Annotated in this window: 20 protein-coding genes and 1 tRNA gene; 10 read left to right on the forward strand and 11 right to left on the reverse strand. The window is 57.3% G+C overall.

Features of this window, described 5'->3' with window-relative positions; genetic code table 11:
- Position 1: 1 nt before the first annotated feature.
- Positions 2–1,243 carry a Mur ligase family protein gene (locus QP888_RS02370; RefSeq protein ID WP_502869085.1) on the reverse strand — a complete coding sequence of 414 codons (1,242 nt, stop codon included), beginning with the start codon at positions 1,241–1,243 and terminating at the stop codon, positions 2–4.
- Between QP888_RS02370 and QP888_RS02375 the strand changes: the two genes are divergently transcribed.
- Positions 1,242–1,427 (forward strand): hypothetical protein, encoded by a 186-nt coding sequence (locus tag QP888_RS02375; protein WP_284812173.1) that lies wholly within the window; start codon positions 1,242–1,244, stop codon positions 1,425–1,427. The two genes, QP888_RS02370 and QP888_RS02375, sit on opposite strands and share 2 nt — an antisense overlap.
- 21 nt (positions 1,428–1,448) lie before the next feature.
- Here QP888_RS02375 and QP888_RS02380 read toward each other — a convergent pair whose 3' ends face one another.
- Together QP888_RS02380 and leuA are read right to left on the reverse strand one after the other, a co-directional pair.
- The gene (locus tag QP888_RS02380; protein ID WP_284811961.1) at positions 1,449–2,774 is read right to left on the reverse strand and encodes a DNA polymerase III subunit epsilon; all 1,326 of its coding nucleotides are present in this window, start codon (positions 2,772–2,774) and stop codon (positions 1,449–1,451) included.
- A gap of 59 nt (positions 2,775–2,833) precedes the next feature.
- Complete coding sequence (gene leuA / locus QP888_RS02385; RefSeq protein ID WP_284811962.1) at positions 2,834–4,657, reverse strand: 2-isopropylmalate synthase; 1,824 nt, start codon at positions 4,655–4,657, stop codon at positions 2,834–2,836.
- Positions 4,658–5,031: 374 nt separating this feature from the next.
- Here leuA and QP888_RS02390 point away from each other — a divergent pair, with 374 nt between their 5' ends.
- A complete protein-coding gene (locus tag QP888_RS02390; RefSeq protein WP_284572080.1) occupies positions 5,032–6,297 on the forward strand; it encodes an aspartate kinase in 1,266 nt (421 codons plus the stop codon).
- A gap of 36 nt (positions 6,298–6,333) precedes the next feature.
- Positions 6,334–7,371, forward strand: a complete 1,038-nt coding sequence (locus QP888_RS02395) for an aspartate-semialdehyde dehydrogenase (RefSeq protein WP_284811963.1) — start codon at positions 6,334–6,336, stop codon at positions 7,369–7,371.
- A gap of 145 nt (positions 7,372–7,516) precedes the next feature.
- Here QP888_RS02395 and QP888_RS02400 read toward each other — a convergent pair whose 3' ends face one another.
- Together QP888_RS02400 and QP888_RS02405 are read right to left on the reverse strand one after the other, a co-directional pair.
- The gene (locus tag QP888_RS02400; protein ID WP_284811964.1) at positions 7,517–8,824 is read right to left on the reverse strand and encodes a YkvI family membrane protein; all 1,308 of its coding nucleotides are present in this window, start codon (positions 8,822–8,824) and stop codon (positions 7,517–7,519) included.
- Positions 8,825–8,912: 88 nt separating this feature from the next.
- A complete protein-coding gene (locus QP888_RS02405) occupies positions 8,913–9,461 on the reverse strand; it encodes an RNA polymerase sigma factor (protein WP_284811965.1) in 549 nt (182 codons plus the stop codon).
- Positions 9,462–9,613: 152 nt separating this feature from the next.
- Here QP888_RS02405 and QP888_RS02410 point away from each other — a divergent pair, with 152 nt between their 5' ends.
- The gene (locus tag QP888_RS02410) at positions 9,614–11,161 is read left to right on the forward strand and encodes a catalase (RefSeq protein ID WP_284811966.1); all 1,548 of its coding nucleotides are present in this window, start codon (positions 9,614–9,616) and stop codon (positions 11,159–11,161) included.
- A 261-nt stretch (positions 11,162–11,422) separates the two neighbouring features.
- Complete coding sequence (locus QP888_RS02415; RefSeq protein WP_284811967.1) at positions 11,423–12,940, forward strand: hypothetical protein; 1,518 nt, start codon at positions 11,423–11,425, stop codon at positions 12,938–12,940.
- A gap of 113 nt (positions 12,941–13,053) precedes the next feature.
- Here QP888_RS02415 and QP888_RS02420 read toward each other — a convergent pair whose 3' ends face one another.
- The 3 genes from QP888_RS02420 to QP888_RS02430 form a co-directional block, all read right to left on the reverse strand.
- Positions 13,054–13,344, reverse strand: coding sequence for a peptidase M23 (locus QP888_RS02420; protein ID WP_284811968.1), 291 nt, complete (start codon positions 13,342–13,344; stop codon positions 13,054–13,056).
- A gap of 300 nt (positions 13,345–13,644) precedes the next feature.
- Positions 13,645–13,718, reverse strand: a tRNA-Pro gene (locus QP888_RS02425).
- A gap of 123 nt (positions 13,719–13,841) precedes the next feature.
- Entirely contained in the window at positions 13,842–14,744 is a 903-nt protein-coding gene (locus QP888_RS02430) for a metallophosphoesterase (protein WP_284812153.1), read from the reverse strand.
- Positions 14,745–14,853: 109 nt separating this feature from the next.
- Between QP888_RS02430 and QP888_RS02435 the strand changes: the two genes are divergently transcribed.
- A complete protein-coding gene (locus QP888_RS02435; protein ID WP_284811969.1) occupies positions 14,854–15,405 on the forward strand; it encodes a GatB/YqeY domain-containing protein in 552 nt (183 codons plus the stop codon).
- On the opposite strand, the gene QP888_RS02440 is transcribed toward QP888_RS02435, so the two are convergent.
- On the reverse strand, positions 15,402–17,813 hold the full coding sequence (locus tag QP888_RS02440) for a transglycosylase domain-containing protein (protein WP_284811970.1): 2,412 nt from the start codon (positions 17,811–17,813) through the stop codon (positions 15,402–15,404). The two genes, QP888_RS02435 and QP888_RS02440, sit on opposite strands and share 4 nt — an antisense overlap.
- Positions 17,814–17,965: 152 nt before the next feature.
- Here QP888_RS02440 and QP888_RS02445 point away from each other — a divergent pair, with 152 nt between their 5' ends.
- The 4 genes from QP888_RS02445 (at position 17,966) to QP888_RS02460 (ending at position 19,942) form a co-directional block, all read left to right on the forward strand.
- On the forward strand, positions 17,966–18,319 hold the full coding sequence (locus QP888_RS02445; protein WP_284811971.1) for a WhiB family transcriptional regulator: 354 nt from the start codon (positions 17,966–17,968) through the stop codon (positions 18,317–18,319).
- Between the two features lie 139 nt (positions 18,320–18,458).
- Complete coding sequence (sp36, locus tag QP888_RS02450; protein ID WP_018121090.1) at positions 18,459–18,614, forward strand: Sp36 family protein; 156 nt, start codon at positions 18,459–18,461, stop codon at positions 18,612–18,614.
- Between the two features lie 2 nt (positions 18,615–18,616).
- On the forward strand, positions 18,617–19,093 hold the full coding sequence (locus QP888_RS02455) for a RidA family protein (RefSeq protein ID WP_049167812.1): 477 nt from the start codon (positions 18,617–18,619) through the stop codon (positions 19,091–19,093).
- A 3-nt stretch (positions 19,094–19,096) separates the two neighbouring features.
- On the forward strand, positions 19,097–19,942 hold the full coding sequence (locus QP888_RS02460) for an MBL fold metallo-hydrolase (protein ID WP_284811972.1): 846 nt from the start codon (positions 19,097–19,099) through the stop codon (positions 19,940–19,942).
- Positions 19,943–20,111: 169 nt separating this feature from the next.
- Here the strand turns inward: QP888_RS02460 and glxR are convergent, their stop codons facing one another.
- Together glxR and QP888_RS02470 are read right to left on the reverse strand one after the other, a co-directional pair.
- On the reverse strand, positions 20,112–20,795 hold the full coding sequence (gene glxR, locus QP888_RS02465) for a CRP-like cAMP-activated global transcriptional regulator GlxR (RefSeq protein WP_018121093.1): 684 nt from the start codon (positions 20,793–20,795) through the stop codon (positions 20,112–20,114).
- 108 nt (positions 20,796–20,903) lie between these two features.
- Positions 20,904–21,026 carry a hypothetical protein gene (locus QP888_RS02470; protein ID WP_018121094.1) on the reverse strand — a complete coding sequence of 41 codons (123 nt, stop codon included), beginning with the start codon at positions 21,024–21,026 and terminating at the stop codon, positions 20,904–20,906.
- Between the last annotated feature and the right edge of the window lie 118 nt (positions 21,027–21,144).

Genomic DNA, 21,144 nt, shown 5'->3' on the forward strand with positions numbered 1-21,144 from the left:
CCTAAGCTTCCTCGGAACGGGCGGTGGAATTATTCGGCGCGGAATTCCGAGACAGTGCTGCCTGGGAACCCGACGATTCGCCGCGCTCTAAAGCCTTCTTCAAATCCCGGAAGGCAGTGTAATTCGCCAACACCTCAATACGCCCAGCTGGGCACGCATCGATGGCTTTCACCGGATCAGCGATTAACTCGTGGCTGATATCGGCATATACCAAACGCACCGCCAGGTCCGTGCCACGCTCACCGGAGGCCTTCACGGACTGCTCTGCGAAATCCTCAAAAGTGACATCCCACAGCCAGGACAAATCCTCCCCGTCGGCGACCTGGCCGTTCACCGCGATCACCAAACCTTCGGCGCTGCGATCCACCATCGACAACGCCTCTTGCCAGCCAGCCGGATTTTTCGCCAGCAACAACCGGATTTCATGATCGCCGCGGGTGATCGTGGAATAACGCCCGGCGACATCATCCACCTGCTCGGTGGCGGACACAGCCTGCTCGAAGCCGACACCGAAGGCCTCTACCGCAGCGGCAATGGCCTGGGTAGCGTTGCCCCGGTTGGCCCGGCCCGGCAGGGCCAGGTTCAGCGGGTGCGCGGCGTCGTCTAGCGATGAGCTGCGCGTAATTCCCTCGTTCGTGATCGTCCAGTCTGGGGTGGGGCGCTCGAAGATGGAGCCGTCGGCAAGCTTCTTCGCTGCGTACCAATGCTCGCCGTCGCGCACGATCGCGCCACCCGTGCGCGGGCAGGTGGTGGACTCACCGAGCCAGCCGCCGCCAGCGGCCACCCACACCACGTTCGGCGCATCATAAGCTACGGAGGTGATCAGCACGTCGTCGCAGTTCGCAATGACAGTCATTTCCGGGTGCGCTTCAATGGCGCCGCGCAAAGTGCGCTCAATCTTGTTGATCTCCCCGACGCGGTCCAACTGATCGCGCGACAGGTTCAGCAGTACCAGCGCCTGCGGGTTGATCTTGTCCGCAACCTGCGGCACGTGCAGCTCGTCCACCTCTAAGGCGAGGACTTCAGCATCACGGCCCGCCAACAGTGCAGAGATGATTCCGGCATCCATGTTGTCGCCGCCTTCATTCGTGGCGACGGAATACTCACTGCGCAGCGCATTCGCCAGCATGCGGGTGGTGGTGGACTTTCCGTTCGTGCCGGTGACCAGCACGGCCGGGCGATCGTCGGCAAGATTATGCATGACGTTCGGGTCGATCTTGTCCGCCAGTAAGCCGCCGATCATGCCACCCGCTCCCCGGCCGGTTGCGCGCGAGGCCACCGTCGCCAAACGAGCAACAGTGGTGGCTACCCGCGTGCGGGCACGAGACACGATAGACGCCGACGATGAGGAGGGTGACGACGGCGATGACGGTGATGATAGTGACGACGGTGACGATGACGCAGAAGACTTAGTCATAGGCACCTAGGATAGTAAAAAGGCGTGGTTACTAGTCGGATGTGTGTGTTGTGCCACTCGCAGTATTCGAGCTTGCTTTGCGCGAAGAGCTACGGCGTCGTCGATGGGAGCGGGATTTTTTCCGCGGCTGCTTTCCTGCTTGTTTGTCATTGTGTTTTTCTGCCTGCTTGGGTTGCTGCTTGCCGGATGTTTTCCCCGCAGGCTGGCTCGGTACCGCCCGCGGATGCGTGGCTTGCTCCACTGGCGCATCCGGGGCCGGGTGCGGCTTCACGCGGTTTAGCGCATCCAAAAAAGCGGTATCCCCGAGCAATGGAATGCCTTTGCGTACCGCGTGCATAGCCTTGCCCCGCAGGTCAGTGGTTCTATTGCACACCACTACCGATACCCCACGGTGCAGATGCTCGCGATACACTAACCCGGCCTCAGTCAACGCGGTGATGATGGTATCGGGGCTATATCCGATTTCATCAGCAACCACGACCTCCATGCCCTCGACTAAAGACCGACCCGGCACGTATTTTCCGGGGTTGGCTAAGGTCAGCTCGGCTTCGGCGGATTCCACGCGTATGTGGCTGCGTTGTAAACCGCAGCGATCCGCCCGGAGATCATCCGGGTGGTAGCTAGCGATCAGCTCATGGTCGGCGCCCGATAACTTCTGCGCGGCTTCGTGCTGACGCTGAAAAATATCCCACAACAAATGCGTGGTTTCGCGGGTGGTTTCTTCTTGGCTGCGCCCAGCCCGCACAGCTGATGCCACCGGACTAATCGCAGACAAGCCCATCGCGCGAGCCACACCGGCAGGCCGAATATCCGTGAACGCAACTTCTTGCCGACGCGCAGTGGCCAGCGTGTCGACGATTGTGGCAGGCTGCGGCACATGCCCGACGCGCTGGCGCTTGCGGTTGCCCTTGCGGGAGCGCCGCCGGTTGGCACGTGCAGCGGCACTCATTGCGCGCTTGGCTTCGGAAACCAGAAAACCCCAGGTTAAAGGAATATCGTGGACGATCAGAGTGCGGTCGTCGATAAGCCGGTCGAGTGGCTTCAGGATCTTGGCAAAGCGCTGGCCGTTGTTCACTTCTTCGCGGGAAAGCCCGTGGTAATGGCGTGGACCGGGGTCTTCGCCCAGGTTGAGTACGGCGTGAAAGGCCTCTCCGGTCTCGCCATCGTCGTTAAAGGTCACGGCATCGACTGCCACCAGGCGAGCAGTCGATGGGTGAATACCAGAAGTCTGCACTGTGAGTGCCACGAAAGGATAGGCGGCAACTGCCTCACGGCGGGCCTGCTCTTTCGGATGCAGCTCACCCGAGGATTCCTGAGTATTCGTGCCGTTGTCGTCGGTATCGGTATGCGAGGTCATTAGTACAGCAGTCTAGTGCACCTACTAGAGAGACGAATGCACGTATGAGAGGCCGGGGACTACAGGCTGGAATGCGCGCGGTTGGCGGCCGAAACCAGTGCCTTCAGTGAAGCGTATGTCGTCGAGCCTGCAATACCCACGCCCCAGACGCTGGAGCCGTTAATCGTCGCCAAGATATAACATGCGGCTTCGGCATCGTCACCGGCGGTGCGGGCGTGCTGGGAGTATTCCAATACCTCGATGTCCAAGCCCAAGTTGCCCAGCGCATCGGCATAGGCAGCGATAGGTCCGTTACCGGAGCCTTCGATGGTGCGCTCGGTGCCTTCGTGGATGACTCTGGCAGTAACACTGGCGTCTTTGTCTTCGGTTTCCGCGTTGTTCACAGTGACAGAAACCTGTTCTACCGGGGAGTTTGTCTCCAAGTACTCATTGGCGAAGATATCCCACATGGCTTTCGAATCGACTTCACCGCCTTCAGCATCAGTGACTGCTTGCACAACGCGGGAGAAATCGACTTGCATGGCGCGCGGCATAGCGATGCCGTGGTCGGTTTTCATGATGTAGGCGACGCCACCCTTGCCGGACTGCGAATTCACGCGGATGACGGCTTCGTAATCGCGGCCGATGTCCTTTGGGTCGATCGGCAGATACGGAACTTCCCAGGTGGTCTCGCGCAGCTCTTCCCATGCCACGTCGGAGCTGCTGGCCTGGGGATGCACGTTGGCAGCCATCGCATCCAAGCCCTTGTTGATGGCGTCTTGATGGGAACCGGAAAACGCGGTAAAGACCAGGTCGCCGCCGTAGGGGGAGCGCTCGTGTACGCGCAGCTGGTTGCAGTATTCGACGGTGCGGCGGATTTGCGCAATATCGGAGAAATCGATCTGTGGGTCCACGCCCTGGGTCAGCATGTTCAGGCCCAAGGTCACCAAATCCACGTTGCCGGTGCGTTCACCATTGCCGAACAAGCAACCTTCAATGCGGTCGGCTCCGGCCAGGTAGCCCAGCTCAGCAGCTGCGACGCCTTCGCCGCGGTCATTATGCGGGTGCAGCGAGATGATCAGCGACTCGCGGTTGTTTAAGTTGCGGTGCATCCACTCGATGGAGTCGGCGTAGACATTAGGGGTGATCATTTCGACTGTCGACGGCAGGTTGATGATCAGCGGGTTTTCGGGCGTCGGCGCCATGATTTCCGCAACCGCATCGCAGACTTCCTTGGCAAAATCGAGCTCAGTACCGGTGAACGATTCCGGGGAGTATTCCCAGCGCCAGTTGGTGTCTGGGTAATCCTGCGCGATGGTTTTGATCAGCTCGGCTGCTTCGGTTGCCAGTGCCTTGATTGCTGGGCGGTCCTTACGGAAGACGACGCGGCGCTGCAACTTCGACGTGGAGTTATAAAAGTGCACGATGACGTTTTTCGCGCCCTCACAGGCCTCGAAAGTTCGGCGGATCAGGTGCTCGCGAGCCTGCACCAATACCTGGATGGTGACGTCGTCAGGAATTAAATCCTGCTCAATGATCTCGCGGACGAAGTCGAAATCAGTTTGGGACGCAGAAGGGAAACCCACTTCGATTTCCTTGTAACCCATGTTCACCAGTAGCTCGAACATGCGGCGCTTGCGCTCTGGGCTCATTGGATCAATCAAGGCCTGGTTTCCATCGCGCAGATCCACCGCGCACCATTGCGGGGCGACGGTGATCTTTTTATCCGGCCATGTGCGGTCCGGCAGTTGGATGTCTTCGACCTCTTGGGCGAAAGACAAGTAGCGATCCACCGGCATGAACGAGCCCTGTTGTTTGTTCCACGCAGGTTGGTTCTCATTACGCGGGCCGTTGGGCTTGCTTATCTGGCGGGGTGCAGAGATGAAAGCGTCGTTAGGGGACATGATGATTCCTTTTGGTTACAGCGGTGTTCGGATTGAGCGGTGCCTGGTGTTCACAGGAGGTTTGTTCGGCCGGCATATGTGCGTGCCCGGGGCGAGGTGCAACAGCTACGCGAATGACCGCGACGGGGCGCCGACCAAACTGTCATTGTTGGCTCTAAAACCCGCCGCGGCTGCTAAGGAGAAGAAAGCGTGCCCCGGAAATCATGTGGTACAGACTACACAAAATTTGTTGTGTGTGCGAAAGGCGCCTGTTATTTCGGCATGCATATAAGTCTGGGACGCAGGGCACATACTATGATATGAATGAGCATTAACCTGCGTTTTTGAGCCGCAAAGACAGCAGAAACGAACGATCAGGAAGGGCACCTGGCCTCATGGCACTAGTTGTGCAGAAATACGGGGGTTCATCCCTAGAAAGCGCGGAGCGGATCCGGGCGGTAGCAGACCGTATTGTTGCCACGAAAAAGGCTGGCAATGACGTCGTCGTGGTCTGTTCGGCGATGGGGGATACTACCGACGAGCTGCTGGATCTTGCGGCGTCGGTGAACCCAGTTCCTCCGCAGCGCGAACTCGATATGTTGTTGACTGCCGGTGAGCGCATCTCGAACGCTCTGGTGGCGATGGCTGTGGATTCGTTGGGGGCGAAGGCGCAATCATTTACTGGTTCCCAGGCTGGTGTGTTGACTACCGAGCGCCACGGTAATGCCCGTATCCTTAACGTCACCCCGGAGCGTCTGCAGGAATCGCTGGACGAAGGCAAGATCTGCATCGTCGCTGGTTTCCAAGGCGTCAACAAGGACACCCGTGATGTCACCACGCTCGGGCGCGGTGGTTCGGATACTACTGCTGTGGCTTTGGCGGCGGCTTTGAACGCGGATGTGTGCGAGATTTATTCCGACGTCGACGGTGTGTATACGGCTGATCCGCGCATTGTGCCGAATGCCCGCAAGCTGGAACAGCTGTCATTCGAAGAAATGCTGGAAATGGCTGCCGTCGGCTCCAAGATCTTGGTGCTGCGCAGCGTCGAATATGCCCGCGCGCACAACGTCGCACTGCGTGTGCGTTCGTCTTATAGCAACGACCCCGGCACTTTGGTGTCCGGTTCAATGGAGGATATCCCAATGGAAGATGCAGTACTGACTGGTGTTGCCACCGACAAGTCCGAAGCCAAGGTGACCGTGCTGGGGATTCCCGATAAGCCGGGCGAAGCTGCCAAAGTGTTCCGTGCCATCGCGGATGCTGAGATCAACATCGATATGGTGCTGCAGAATATCTCCACCGTGGAAGACGGCATCACTGACATCACCTTTACCTGCCCACGGGAAGACGGCCCACGGGCGGTGGAGATCTTGTCGAAGTTAAGCCGCGAAGGTAACTGGTCGCAGGTGCTGTACGACGATCAGGTGGGCAAGGTTTCCTTGGTTGGTGCTGGCATGAAATCGCACCCAGGCGTGACCGCTGATTTCACCGAGGCATTGCGCGATGCCGGTGTGAACATGGAACTCATTTCAACCTCCGAGATCCGTATTTCCGTCCTGCTGCGCGAATCGGATCTGGAAAAAGCTACCCGTGCGCTGCATGATCGTTTTGATCTTGGCGGTGACGAAGATGTCACCGTCTATGCTGGAACCGGACGCTAACCGCCACCACAACTGCTCTGGGAGGAAACCTCAACTATGACCACACTCGCCGTCGTCGGTGCCACTGGACAAGTAGGCCAGGTGATGCGCCAAATTCTGGAGGAGCGCGAATTCCCCGCGGATAAGGTGCGTTTTTTCGCGTCTGCACGTTCGGCTGGAACAGAGCTGGATTATCGCGGCGAGCGGATCACCGTGGAAGATTTGTCGAAGGTGACCGTCGAGTCCGTCTCTGACGTTGATATCGCACTGTTTTCCGCCGGTGGCGCCACGTCGAAGGAGTGGTCGCCGGTGTTTGCGGAAGCTGGCGCGATCGTGGTGGATAACTCCTCGGCATTCCGCAAGGACCCAGAGGTGCCGTTGGTGGTTTCTGAGGTCAACCCGGAGGCCGTAAAAGAAACGCCGAAGGGTATTATCGCGAACCCGAATTGCACCACGATGGCCGCGATGCCGGTGATCAAAGCGTTGCACGACGTTGCTGAGCTGAAGCGGTTGAATGTTTCTTCTTACCAGGCGGTTTCTGGTTCTGGTCTGGCTGGCGTGCAGGCGCTGGCGGCCCAGATTTATGAGGCCGGAGAGCACGCAGTTGATCTGACTTACGATGGCAGCAAACTCAATGGTTTGGATACTGCCCCGTACGTTGCTCCGATTGCTTATAACGCGTTGCCGATGGCTGGAAATCTTGTCGACGACGGTTCTTTGGAAACCGATGAGGAACAAAAACTGCGCAATGAGTCGCGCCGGATCCTTGGTTTGCCGGATTTGCGCGTTTCCGGAACCTGCGTGCGCGTGCCGGTTTTCACTGGGCACACCATGACGGTGCATGCGGAATTCAGCCGCGATATTACTCCGGACAAGGCTGTGGAAGTATTGGAGCAGGCTCCGGGAGTGAAGGTTGTCGATGTGCCGACTCCGCTGGCCGCGACCGGCATTGATGATTGCTTGGTGGGACGTATCCGCCAGGATCAATCGCTGGATGGAAACAATGGCCTGGTGCTGGTGGTCTCTGGCGATAACCTACGTAAAGGCGCGGCACTGAACACGATTCAAATCGCTGAGCTGCTGCTAGAGCGTTAGCGGTAGACGCCGGGGCTGCGGCTATTACTGACACAGGGCCGTGGCAATTGCTTAAGAAAACTTAAAAGCAGGCACCAACTGGGTTTTCCGGTTGGTGCCTGCTTTCGTGTGTATTCCTGCTCCGTGCTTGCCCGGGTTTGGTGGTTTATTCGGGCTTGGTGTGTTCCACGTAGACCACGCTGCCAGCAGGCATATCCCGGTCGTAGTCAACGTCGGGATCGTTTTCTAGCTCGTCGTCGATTTCTTCTTTGATGCTTTGCAAGAATTCCTCGGAACCCATGTTGGACTGGGCTGCCAGGGTCGTCAGCTCGCGGTCGTTCTTTTTGCTGAAGCGTACGCGCGGGTCAACCTTGCGGGCCATGAGTTCGCGGCCGCGGCGGCGACGCTGGCCTTCGGTGCGCATGGTGCGGAAATTACGCACCCAAGCCCAGATCAGTACGACGATCAGTAGCATGCCGATATAGCCCAGCACTGGGTAGACGTAACTGACGAGCTGGCGGAAGCCAACGAAGGACAGCACGAAACCGATCAAACAAGCCGCGACGTAGACGCGGAAGAACTTTTCTGGTGAGTTGCGTGTCAGTCGTTTCGCCAACGCATAGAACATACCGATGGCGGTGTTGAAGACCATGCCGTAGAGCACGACAGTCATGATGTGGCCTAATGCTGGGTGCAGGCTGATCATCAGTGCCAACATCGGCATATCTGCATCTTTGGTGGTCTCGACGGTGAAGTACATGCTCATGACCAGCAACAGCAGCAACGAGAGGAAGACTGCGCCGCCGATGGCACCGCCGATTCCTGCCTCGCGGGTGTCCATGAAGCTACCGCCGATCACAATGGCCATGGACACGGCGACGATAACCTGGAAGGCAATGTTATTGATCGCAGAAATCCACCAGTTTGGCAGAGTGGTGTGCACCTCGGTGGAAGCTTGCTGAATATTATCCCAGTTCGGGTCTACCGTGATCACCGTGTAGATCGCGGTACCCAGCACCATGATGATCAAAAATGGTGTGATGACACCGATGACCGCGGTGGTTTTTTCGACATTCAGCAATCCCACCAGGATGGTCATGATCAACATCAAGGTCGCACCGATCGGCGTCGGCCAGCCCCAGGCTTCTGTGAGGTTGGAGCCACCACCGGCGAACATCACGAAACCGATGGAAAATAGCGTCGCGATGGTGCCCCAGTCCAAAATTTTCGCAATGATTGGGCTGTTGGTGATGCGGTCAATCACGGCTGTGTGCTCGCGGGCTTGGTAATAGCTTCCGAGCTGCAAAATGGCGATGCCACAGATGATCATGACGACGGAGCCGAGCAATGCTCCGACAATTCCCCAGTTTCCGAAGGCCACGAAATAGGTCATGGCCTCCTGCCCGGATGCGAAACCGGCGCCGGCCAGGGTTCCGACGAAGGCCATCGAGATGGCTAACGATCGTTTGAGCATGAAGACAACAACTCCGAATCTGTGAGCGCACTGTGAAAGCGCGTCCGAAAAACTATAAACGTTGAACGGAATATAACAGTTTCTGTGATTAATTGTCGTATTCTGCGAGAATATCTTTCCGTGCCCGCGCCACGCGCGAGCGAATCGTGCCAATGCGAACGCCCGCGATTGCTGCGGCTTCTTCGTAGGAATAGCCCAACACTTGGGTAAGCACCAACGCTTCACGACGTTCATTAGGCAGTGATGCGATCATCTGGCGAGTATCGATCCAGTCGCTCCAGGTGGACGAATCTTCGTGGGTGGGCTCGAGATCTTCTAATTCGGAGTGTGATTTTCGGGGGCGGGCGCGCTCGTGGCGGATGTTGTCGATCCAGACGCGGCGGGCGAGTGAGATCAGCCACGTGCGCGCGGTTGAGCGTCCGGCGAAGCGGGGAAGTGCGCTCATGACGCGCACATAAGTGTCTTGGGTGAGGTCGTCGGCAAGCTCGGGCCCGGCCAGGTGGGCGAGAAAGCGCCAGACGTCGTCATGCGTTTCTTTGATGAACGCGCTCAGCGCTGCGCGATCACCACGGCCGGCTTGTAATGCCAGCTGCGTGGTGCGGGCGTCGCGGCTCGCAGGCGATGGTTGTGCGTTCACTTAGATGAGGTTACCAGCGCCGATATTTATCCCTGAGTTGAGATTTGGGGCCTGCCAGTGTGATTGCGCACTCTTATGTATGCAAGTAGACTATCAATTGACCTCATCCCCATAAGAGCGTCTAATCAATTGCTAACAGGAGTGAGCATTCCATGACTAAGAACATTGATGACAAGCTGGATCAAGGCCAGCGGGAGGACGCCCCAGGCACCACCACTCGCCAGGGTGGCCAGCCGATCGCCTCGGAAAACATTTCCATCACCGCCGGCCCACAAGGTCCAAACGTTTTGAATGACTTGCAGCTGATCGAAAAGCTGCAGTCCTTCAACCGTGAGCGCGTTCCAGAGCGCAACCCCCACGCGAAGGGCCACGGTGCATTCGGTGAATTCCACGTCACCGAAGACGTGTCCGCATACACCAAGGCTGACCTGTTCCAGCCGAACAAGGTCACCCCAATGGGTATCCGCTTCTCCACTGTTGCTGGTGAGCAGGGTTCCCCTGACACCTGGCGTGACGTTCATGGCTTTGCCCTGCGTTTCTGGACCGAGGAAGGCAACTTCGACATCGTCGGTAATAACACCCCGACGTTCTTCCTGCGCGACGGCATCAAGTTCCCAGATTTCATTCACTCCCAGAAGCGCACCGGTGCCTCCGGCCTGCGCGACGCTGATATGCAGTGGGATTTCTGGACTCGTACCCCTGAGTCCGCGCACCAGGTCACTTACCTGATGGGTGACCGCGGTACACCAAAGACTTCCCGTCACCAGGACGGCTTCGGTTCCCACACCTTCCAGTGGGTTAACGACAAGGGCGAGGCTTTCTGGGTGAAGTACCACTTCAAGACCCAACAGGGTTGGGAGTGCTTCACTGACGAAGAAGCTGCTGAGATGGCAGGTCAAAACGCTGACTACCACCGTGAGGATCTGTTCAACGCCATCGAAAATGGCGACTACCCACGCTGGGACGTCTACGTCCAGATCATGCCTTTCGATGAGGCTGAAAACTACAAGTTCAACCCATTCGACCTGACTAAGGTGTGGTACCAAGAGGACTACCCACTGCAGAAGGTGGGCTACTTCGAGCTGAACCGTAACCCACGCAACAACTTTGCGCAGATCGAGCAGATCGCCCTGGATCCATCCAATATCGTTCCGGGTACCGGCCTGTCACCAGACCGCATGCTGCAGGCCCGCGCATTCGCATACGCGGATCAGCACCGTTACCGCATCGGCACCAACTACCGTCACCTGCCGATCAACCAGCCAGTCAACCCTGTGAATACCTATAATCACGAGGGTTCGATGCAGTACAACTTTAACGGTCCAGACCAGCCGGTATACAGCCCGAACCGCTTCGACAAGGGCGCTGGCTACCTGGATGATGGCGAGACTTCCTCGTCGAACCACACCAGCTACGGTCAGGCTTCTGACTACTACGTCAACCCAGACCCACACGGCACTGACCTGGTTCGTGCGGCTTACGTCAAGCACGAGCAGGATGATGACTTCACCCAGCCACGCAAGCTGTACGAAGAAGTCATGAACGACGAAGAGAAGGACCGTCTGGCGCACAACATCACCAACGCCATGGCCGGTGTTTCCGAAGGTGTCGAGCAGCGCGTCTACGAGTACTGGGACAACGTCCACGAGGACTTGGGCGCAGCTGTACGCAAGAAGTTCGCTGAGAAGTACAAGAACTAATCTCTGCACATTCGCAGGCTCGGTTGCAGGCGGAGGTCGCGCGCCTGCTAGCTAGCTCGCGTAACCGCTTAGGGGTCGCAACGTGTATTCGTTGCGGCCCCTTCCCGTATGCCGGATGGTTTGTGGAATCACCTGCCTAGTGGGCGGATGAACCTGGGATAAGCCCTCGAGGGGTGTGCATGCCTGTGATTGTTGTTGTTTATGTGACTCGCCGAGGTAGCTGCCGCACAGAAAGCTGTTTCAGAACTAAAGTGCCCGGGTATGAACGATTCTTCGTCCACGGCGTACAACCGATTCACTTCAGCACATGGTGCAACGGCAGCGGGTACTAGTAGGTTTGGCCAACCACCTGCACGCGGGTCGCGTATGCGGGGGCTTGTGGCGCTGTTGGCAGTGGTATTGCCGTTGGCGGCGGGGGCGGTGATTGCCGCTATAGCCTCGCTGGGCCCAGAAGATAGCTGGTCGTCGGCAGCAGAACCAACGGGAGCACCTGCAGTAGAGAGCCCGGGTGTGGATACCAGCAAGTTGGTTGATGCACGTCGTGCTGCTGGACAAGCGTCGTCGCAGGCCGGAATTTTGCACAATGCCATCGATGAGCTGGTCCGCGAACTCGAAGGCGTCGGGGAGGACACACAAGAATTAGCAGGGGCCGTAGGCGACGCCGCGGATGGAGCTGACCGCCTGCGCCAGGGGTTGGTCGAGTTGCAGGCAGGTACTGGACAACTAGGCAACGGAGCCAGCGAGTTGGCCAATCGCGTCGGCCAGGCGGTGGATCACGTCGTTGCTTTTGGTGCAGTGCAAGGTCAACTCGTGGAGGCTGCCGACCGAGCAATTACAGAACTGCGCGGTGTTGATGCACCGAAGGTGAAACAAGCGATGTCCGATTTGGAAAGTCTGCGCCGACAGGTAGAAAATTTTAATTTCCAAACCGAGGTGGCTGATGACCTCCTGGCGATGAAAAAAGGCTCACGTGACCTGGCGAATCAGCTGAATGTTCCTGGTTATGGTTTCCATGATGGAGTCTACGAATTAACTAACGGCTCGAAGGCCTTGTCGGCTGGGCTGCAAGAACTGAGTGCGCGCGTCGACGAGGCCACCGCCGGCCTTGGTGAATTCGATAGCGGTGCGGAGCGCTTGGGGGCGATGGCGCAGAGCAATAAACAAAAATCTGATGCGGTAGGCCGTGCAATCCCGGCGGGCCCGCGTGGCGAGGAAGGTGCTGCGGAAAAGGCAGCACACGGAGTGTTGCCACCAGTGGTGGCCATGTTGGTGGCCGCACTGGTGATGTTGGCAGGTGTTGTCATGGCTGTGATGAGCCAGTTCTTTGCAGCTGCGTGGGCAGTACAGCTGGGCGGCGGTGTGTTGGCCGCTGCCAGCGGCGCGGTCTTGGTTGGTTTGCTGGGTGAAGGTCTCAGCGTGGCGACGGGTGCGATAGCCGCAGGCGTTTCGGCGTTAAGTGCCTGGGTTGCTGCCGGGTTCACCTGGGCCTTGATGCGGTTTGCTGGGCTGCGTGTAGGAATAGTGCTTGCCGCTGTTGCAGGCATTGCGCAGGTCGGCGTGGTCGGCTGGGTTTGGCGGGCTGCTGCGAGTGCAGAGATTTCACAAGCGTGGTCTGCGCTGGCTGGGTTATTGCCGCTGCATTGGTCTACCACCGCGTTGAGCACAACTGCTAACGACGGCGAAAGTCTGGGGCTGTGGATTGCGCTGGTGGCTTTGGCTATCAGCGCGATGATTGGGGTCGTGGTAGCGCCGTTGCTGAATCGACGTCGTATGAATTAGTGGTTTGCGTACGAGGTGTAGCACTGACAGTCGTGCGAGGTATAGCACTGACAGTGGTGTAAGTCGAAGTCATTTCTGCACCGCAAACCAGGTGCGCCACTTCGGGTACAGCGCTACAACGAGATTTCTTCCGGATCACCGTAAAATTCTTCTGGAACGGAGAGTGGGGTAGGCCCTTCTTTTTTGAACGCTTCTAGCCGCGGCTTCCACTCCTTGGGTAGTGAACCGAGCTGTTCGAGCTCATTAGTCTTGCGGTTGACCATGATCGGGCCTTTGCCGGGTTCGGGGGTAGCTGGGGCAAAAAGCCACCAGGTTTCAGTTTCAGCAGCGCCAGAAAGTTTGCCACGGCGTTGGTAGACCCATTTGGCGGCGTCGTAAAAAGTTAGTGGTTCTGCGGTATCCATGGGGACAGTTTAGTAGCAGATAGTGATCTTTACTACAGCGGACTAGACTTCATGTTTTTGGGGTCTTTTTTACAAATAGGCCCGCTGAAAGCGGCCTTTTTCGCTCACTATTTGCAAAAGAGGCACAATGCTCTGGTCGACGACCCGACCAGACATACTTTTTGCTACTTAACCCTACTTTTTGTCGCATATCCCGTTGTTTAACCCCTTAACCCACCCCTTAACCCGGCATTTGCCTCGGGCATCACCCGCGCGTAGCGAAAAGCCCGGGAAGAAAGATCTTCCCGGGTTTTCTTATTGTCGGGGCGACAGGATTTGAACCTGCGACCCTCTGCTCCCAAAGCAGATGCGCTACCAAGCTGCGCTACGCCCCGCCATCGCGATGAAGTATTAATTTCTGCGACTTGGATATCTTATTATAGCGCGCATAAAGAATACAAATCGGGCTGCAAAGGGTTAAGAAACTGCAGCGTACGTACAGAAAACGTCGACAAGCGCTAAGCGTCTTTTTCGGTAATGCGTAACAGTGTTGCTGATGGTCGGCAGAACAATCGCACCGGCGCATACTTCGAGGTGCCCAAACCGTTAGACACATGCATCGCCATGCCAGCGAAATCATGCAATCCCTGTACACGGTCACGATCAATACCGCAGTTAGTCACCAACGCCTTGGACCCTGGCAAACACACTTGCCCGCCGTGCGTATGCCCAGACAGTGAGAGCTGGTAGCCGTCGGCAGCAAACCGCTGCAGCACCCGCGGCTCTGGGGCATGCAACAGCGCCAGCGCCAGATCCGCATCCGGGTTGGGAGCGCCGGCGATCTCGTCGTAATCATCGAAATCATGGTGCGGATCATCTACCCCGGCGACCGCCAGACGCACATTGCCAACCCGGAATTCGTGACGCCGTTGATTCGCATCAAGCCAGCCGCGCTCAATAAATGCCGCACGCATATCGCGCCACGGCAAATCCACATACGAAGGCGTGCGCTTTTTACCCGTCAGATACCGGAAAGGATTAACCGGCTGCGGAGCCCAATAGTCATTCGTGCCCCACACGAACAACCCCGGGGTGTCGAGAAGCGGATCCAAGGCGCGGAGAACATCGGGAACCGCGTGTTCGTCGGAAAGGTTATCGCCGGTGTTAACCACTAAATCAGGCTGCAGCCGGGCCAGATCACGCACCCAGGCGATCTTCTTGGACTGACCGGGAATCATGTGCAGATCCGAGACATGCAGAATCCGAAACTCTGCCTGGCCGTGCGCGCTGCGCTTTTTGCCCAAGGTGCCTTTGGGTAGGAGCGGAACGGTGTGTTCTTTGAGCTCAAAGCGATTGAGTTCCGAAACCGCCCAGGCCAGTGTGCCCGCACCCGCACCGAAGGTGGTCACGGTGGTGGTCATTAGTGCAGTTTTCCACGAAATATTCACCCAGCCTAGTCTAGACGGACTTTACGTGGAATCTTGTCGTGATGTCGTTGCCCAGTCGGGCCAAGCGAGTATCTTTGGGCCTATGGCTAACAACACTGCTAATAACAATGCTGACCACACTGCTAACAACACTCCGGATAACACTGCACAGGCTCATAACCCGCAGGGTTCACTAAAAGAACGCATCCGCCAGGACCTGACTACGGCCATGAAGGCGAAGGATAAACCAACGACGTCCGCATTGCGCATGTTGTTGGCTGCTATCCAGGCCGAAGAAACCTCCACCGGAAGCCGCACGGAGCTCACTGATGATGACGTGCTGAAGGTCATTGCCCGTGAGATCAAAAAGCGCCGTGAATCCGCCGGGATCTACCGCGACAATGGCCGTGACGAGCTTGCGGTGGCCGAGGAAGCCGAGGTGACAGTGTTCGAAAACTATCAGCCACGTCAGCTGAGTGACGACGAATTAGGCGAGCTTGTCGACGGCGTCATCTCCGAGGTTGCCGCCGATGCGGGGGAGGAGCTGTCCATGAAGCACATGGGCCAGGTGATGAAGGCCGCGAACGCGAAAGCCTCCGGACGCGCAGATGGTAAGCGCATCTCGGAGGCAGTGAAAGCTCGCTTGCAGGGCTAGAAGTTAAACAAATTACGCAGTTCCTCGGCGGCGTCTTCTAGTTCCTGTTCAATATCGATGCCGCTCGGTGCTGGTGGGGCTTGGTTGCCGCCAGCAGCTCCGCCACCGGTGCTATTCAGGCCGGATTGTTCGCTTGCCGACGGCGCGCGGCGGGTGGAACCGTCGGAGATACGCAGAACAACCACGCTATTTGCGGGCCCGGTGAAATCCGCGCTGACCACACGGCCAGCGGGCATGCCGTTGCCGGCGACTCGCTCTGTACGCACTTCTAAACCGGACTCGGCCAAACGATTCCGTGCGTCGGATTCATGCAATCCACGCACCTCGTCGAGTTTGGCGGCGTCGAGCCCTTGGTTAAAAGCCGGGTCAAAATTAGCGCTGACGCCGCCGTTCAAGGCCTGTGTCAGATTATTCGCCATATTGTAGAACGAGCGGGCAGGTGCGGTACCGCCGAACAAGTTGCCGTTGCCGCACTGGCGTACCGGGCTGGTGCACAGCGACATCGTGGTGGTGCTGTCGTTAAAGATATACGGAGCAGCCGCGATGCCGGAGTTGAATGCCAAAAAAGCGGCCGAGAAGTTGTCGTTGGTGGTTCCGGTTTTCGCCGCCATCGTGCCAGAGAAACCTTCGGTAGCACGTGCGGTGGCTGCGGTGCCAGATTGTTCATCTTCAGTCATTGCCTGTGACAATGCATCGGCAGCGTCCGCGTCCATAACATTTTCGCACGGGGTCCGTTCCAGGTACACCTCTTGGCCGTTGCGGTCATAGACTGCATCGATGGGGTTTGGCTCGCACCAGTTACCGTGGGAAGCCAATGATGCACCAACGTTGGACAACTCCAACGCATTAACCGGGGTAGAGCCGAGCACATAGGAGCCTAGGTTTGCATCTTTCTGGAATTGCGCGATGGAGCGATCACCGTCGTGGGTTCCTTCCTCGGCGTAGCTTCGCAGCCCTAAATCAACCGACAGGTCCACTACCGCTGGTACCCCAACCCGTTCCATGAGCTGGACGAATGGCGTGTTTGGGGAATGCGCTAAGGCATCGCGCAAGGTCATTGAACTGGCGAATTCGCCAAAGTTTTCCACGCAGTAGCGGTTAGCTGGGCAATTCGGTGCACCGCCATGGCCCAGTCCCTCGGCTTCGTAGCGGCGCGGCACATTCAGGTATTGCTCAATGCCCATGCCGTCTTCGATTGCTGCGGCAGCGGCAAAAATCTTAAATACTGATCCAGCACCATGACCAACCAATGAATATGGCTGCGGCAGAATGGTTTCGCCGGCTTCTTGGTTCAAGCCGTAGTTGCGTGACGACGTCATTGCTAAGATGCGGCGGGAATCAGGACTTGGCTCAATAACGTTCATGACTTCTGCCGCACCGTTAGCATGTGGATTGGTATATGTCGATACCGCGCGACGAGCTTCATATTGCACGTCCGGATCCAGGGTGGTGTGGATGTCATATTTCCCGGCTAGCAGCTCATCGGTGCTGATGCCGCGGTCTTCTAAATATTGCAATGCAAAGTCACAGAAGAAACCGGCATCACCCGCGCCGATGCAGCCGTTGGCCAGCGTGTCTGGAGAGTCGAGAACCCCGAGAGGCTCGGTGACGAAGCCATCGGCGGCTTCTTGCTCCAAGTAACCATGATTCACCATGGCCTGTAATACCGTATTACGGCGATCTGTTGCACCATCCGGGTTGGTATATGGGTTCAGGTATTCCGAGGACTGAACCATCCCTGCAAGCATGGCGGATTGCGGGACGGTCAACTCCGCTGCCGGGATACCGAAATAGGTGCGCGCAGCCGCTTCAATACCGTAGGCGTGGTTGCCAAAGGGCACGAGGTTCAAATAGCCAGCCAGGATGTCTTCTTTGCTCAGACGGTCATCCAAATCGGCAGCAACGCGGATCTCACGCAGCTTACGCGTAATCGTTTGTTCAATGGCTTCTTGGCGCTCTTCGTCAGTGTCGGCGTCGACAAGCAAAGCCCAGTTCTTGGCGTATTGCTGGTGGATCGTCGACGCACCCTGCTGCACACCACCCGCGGCAATATTGGTGGCTAAGGCGCGCAGGTAACCCTGAAAATCGACGCCCTCGTGCTCGTAGAAGCGGTTGTCTTCGATCGCGACGATGGCGTCCTTCATGGCCTGCGAGATTTCCTCCGGCGGAACCTCATGACGACGCTGACTGAAGAAATTCGCCAATACATTGCCCTCACTGTCATACATTGTGGACACACCTGGTGCGCCACCTTCTTGGATATCAGTGAGGTCAGATTCCATCGCCTGCTCCGCGCGTGCTGCACTTGCCCCGGTAATGCCGACAATGGGCGCGATGGCCGCAGCGATAACCGCGGACACGGCGAGTGTTGCCAGCATTATGGTGATCATCGATTTGGAATAAGACACGATAGATACTTTACGCAGTAAAGGTGTGTGACAAAAGCGCTCACTCCCCCTGGAAGTGTGACACATTCGACAAAAACTGTGTTGCGCCCTAAACTATCCGGAACATCTCAGCGGAAATTACACCCTCGCTGTCAACCTTGAGGAGTCACTTCATGCCTGCCACGCCTGGCAATACCCAACGCAACTCGAGCTACCGCGGAGCCTACGGCCGGAAAACGGCGAAAATCTCTGCGGCGACTGTGGAGCGTGGTGAATGGGTAGCCCAGGCTAAGTGTCGTAATGGCGACCCGGACGCGTTATTTGTGCGTGGAGCAGAGCAGCGCAAAGCCGCCATGATCTGTCGGCACTGCCCGGTGGTCATCGAATGCTGCGCAGACGCGCTGGATAATGAGGTTGAATTTGGCGTCTGGGGTGGTCTCACTGAGCGCCAGCGTCGGGCTATCTTGCGCAAGAACCCACACGTGACGGATTGGGCCAGCTACCTTTCTAACGGTGGCGAGATTTAGGCCCTGCTGTGCGACTGTGCACCCGTGACACCGTGCACTCGTGACACTGGGACGCTGTAGATCAGGACGGACTTGGGGCGGTAAACACTCGATGTTGAGCTCTAGTCGTCGGCACGGAGCAGGCGGTAGAATTGGGCCCATGAAGAAATGGGAATACGCAACCGCACCTGTCCTTGTCCACGCTACCCAGCAGATCCTCAACACCTGGGGTGAAGACGGTTGGGAGTTGGTGACCATTATCCCTGGTCCGAACCCGGAAAACCTGGTTGCCTACTTCAAACGTGAGTTGGTATAAGCATGGCTGCCAACATCAAAGATCGCCTGGCAGAACTCGGCATTACGTTGCCGGAGGTGGCTAAGCCATTGGCGGCCTATGTACCAGCGAAGCGCGTAGGCAACCAGGTGTGGACATCTGGACAATTGCCGCTTGTCGACGGTCAGCTGCCGATAACCGGTCTGGTCGGCGACGAGGTCTCAGCAGAAGAAGCCTATTCAGCTGCGCGCACCTGCGCATTAAATGCCCTGGCCGCAGTGGATGCCGAAGTTGGTCTGGACAATGTCGCCAGCATTTCGAAACTCGTTGGTTTTGTTGCGAGCGCGCCGGGCTTTTACGAGCAGCCGGGTGTCGTCAACGGTGCTTCCGAGCTGGTTGGCGAAATTTTTGGAGATGAAGGCGTGCATGTTCGTTCTGCTGTCGGGGTAGCGGCACTGCCGAAAAACGCGCCGGTCGAAGTAGAAATGGTCGTCGAATTGCGGAGTTCTAGTACGGTATAAGGCATGAAGCATCCTGCTTATAGTCAGCTTCGCCCCGTGACTCCATCAGTGGGAGTGGTCCTGTGTGCCAACCCCAGCTACGCGGCACTAGAAGGCACAAATACCTGGATCATTCGGGCAGGGGAGGATGATCGTGCGATCGTCGTTGATCCCGGCCCGGAAGATGAAGGCCATCTCAATGTCGTTCGTGGGCAAGCCCGTGAGGTGGGGCTGACGCTACTGACCCATCGTCATTATGATCACGCAGATAGCGCCGAACGGTTCCGACAGTTAACCAACGCGCCGGTGAGAGCTTTTGATCCTGGCTACTGCGTGGATGGCGCAGCGTTGCAGGATGGCGAAGTGATTTCGATCGAAGGGGTCACCCCACAGGTAGAAGTAGTGCACACACCAGGGCATACCTCGGATTGTGTGTGCTTTTTTGTGTGGTCTTCTACTCCGCATGAATCCCAACTTGAGGGCATTATCACCGGCGATACGATCGCCGGACGTCATACCACCATGATTTCCGAAACCGACGGTGACCTTGGTCAATACTTGACGACGTTGCGGGTGCTGCAAGAACGCGGCCAGGGAGTGGCTCTACTTCCGGGGCATGGACCAGACCAAGACAATGTTGCAGAATGGGCCGAAAAATACCTGGAGCGTCGGCAATATCGTCTGGCACAGATCCGGGAAATTCGCGCTGAGCGTGGAGATGACGTCGACCTCCAGACGCTGATCGATGCGATGTATCAAGATGTGGACCCGGTATTACGCCATGCTGCTGAACAGTCGACTCGGGTGGCACTACGCTATCTCGACGGGAGGCAGCAAGAAAGCCCGGCGAAAACCGGGCAGACCTCATAACTTAGCTGTTTATAGCTCGGGGTTGGTGTGGGTCGGGATGAATGGGTTTGGGGTGAAGCCTTAGCCGCATCATAGCCGTGGTTATGTGGCGCGAGCAACGACGCTGCGCCAGCAACGACCACGGCGTGCCGAATGAAATGTCGGAACGGCCGAATGGCCGGATGCGTTTTTATCGAGCGCGGCGTGCCAAGTGCTCGGTGTCCACGATCAATACGGACTTGCCCTCAAGGCGAATCCAGCCACGGTGCGCGAACGTCGCCAAAGCCTTGTTGACGGTCTCACGCGAAGCACCAACTAATTGGGCGATTTCTTCCTGGGTCAGGTCATGGTTGACGCGCAGTGCGCCGCCTTCCTGTACACCGAAACGGTTTGCCAATTGCAGCAGTGTCTTGGCCACGCGGCCTGGCACGTCGGTGAAGATGAGATCTGCCAAGGAAGCGTTGGTACGGCGCAGACGGCGGGCCAGTACGCGCAACAGTTGCTGTGCAATCAATGGGTGATCGGACACCCATTTTTGCAGCATTTCCGAGTTCATCGTGGCTGCGCGTACTTCGGTGACGCAAATCGCGGAAGAGGTGCGTGGGCCCGGATCAAAAATGGAGAGTTCGCCGAACATGTCGGATGGGCCCATGACCGTCAAGAGGTTTTCACGGCCGTCTGGAGCGTGGCGGGCGAGTTTAATTTTTCCAGCAGTGATGATGTACAGGCGATCACCTGGTTCACCCTCTTCGAAGATGGTGGTACCGCGTGGGTATTTCACGGTTTCCATTTGCTCGATGAGGTTGTCGACTGCTTCCGGGTCTACGCCCTGGAAAATCCCTGCACGCGAAAGGATCTCGTGTACGTCTTCCACTTTTGTCTCCTTGGACTAGGCTCGTTGTAGCTGTGATTGCTGTTGTAATATACCCCACTCTAGTGGGGACGTTGCTCTGATGGGCGCGAATCCGAAGATCGATTATATTTACGCTTCCGCCTTGCCGCCAGGATTTTCTGTGGTGCTGGCCAAAGCGTTTGCTTCGAGCTTTTCCATCCCCATGGCAAAGACCGCAAGTGCGATCGGGACAATAACGGTAAGAGCAATCATGCCTCCATCATAATAAATATACTGTGTACCGATTCTGCGTGGTCTTAGAATTTGTTTGGGCTCACCCATGGCTTCACCGTGGTCTAGCCATGTGCGCATCACGTAAGCAGGATGTATT

Origin of the sequence: Corynebacterium sp. MSK297 (assembly GCF_030232885.1) — a bacterium.
GTDB lineage: Bacteria > Actinomycetota > Actinomycetes > Mycobacteriales > Mycobacteriaceae > Corynebacterium.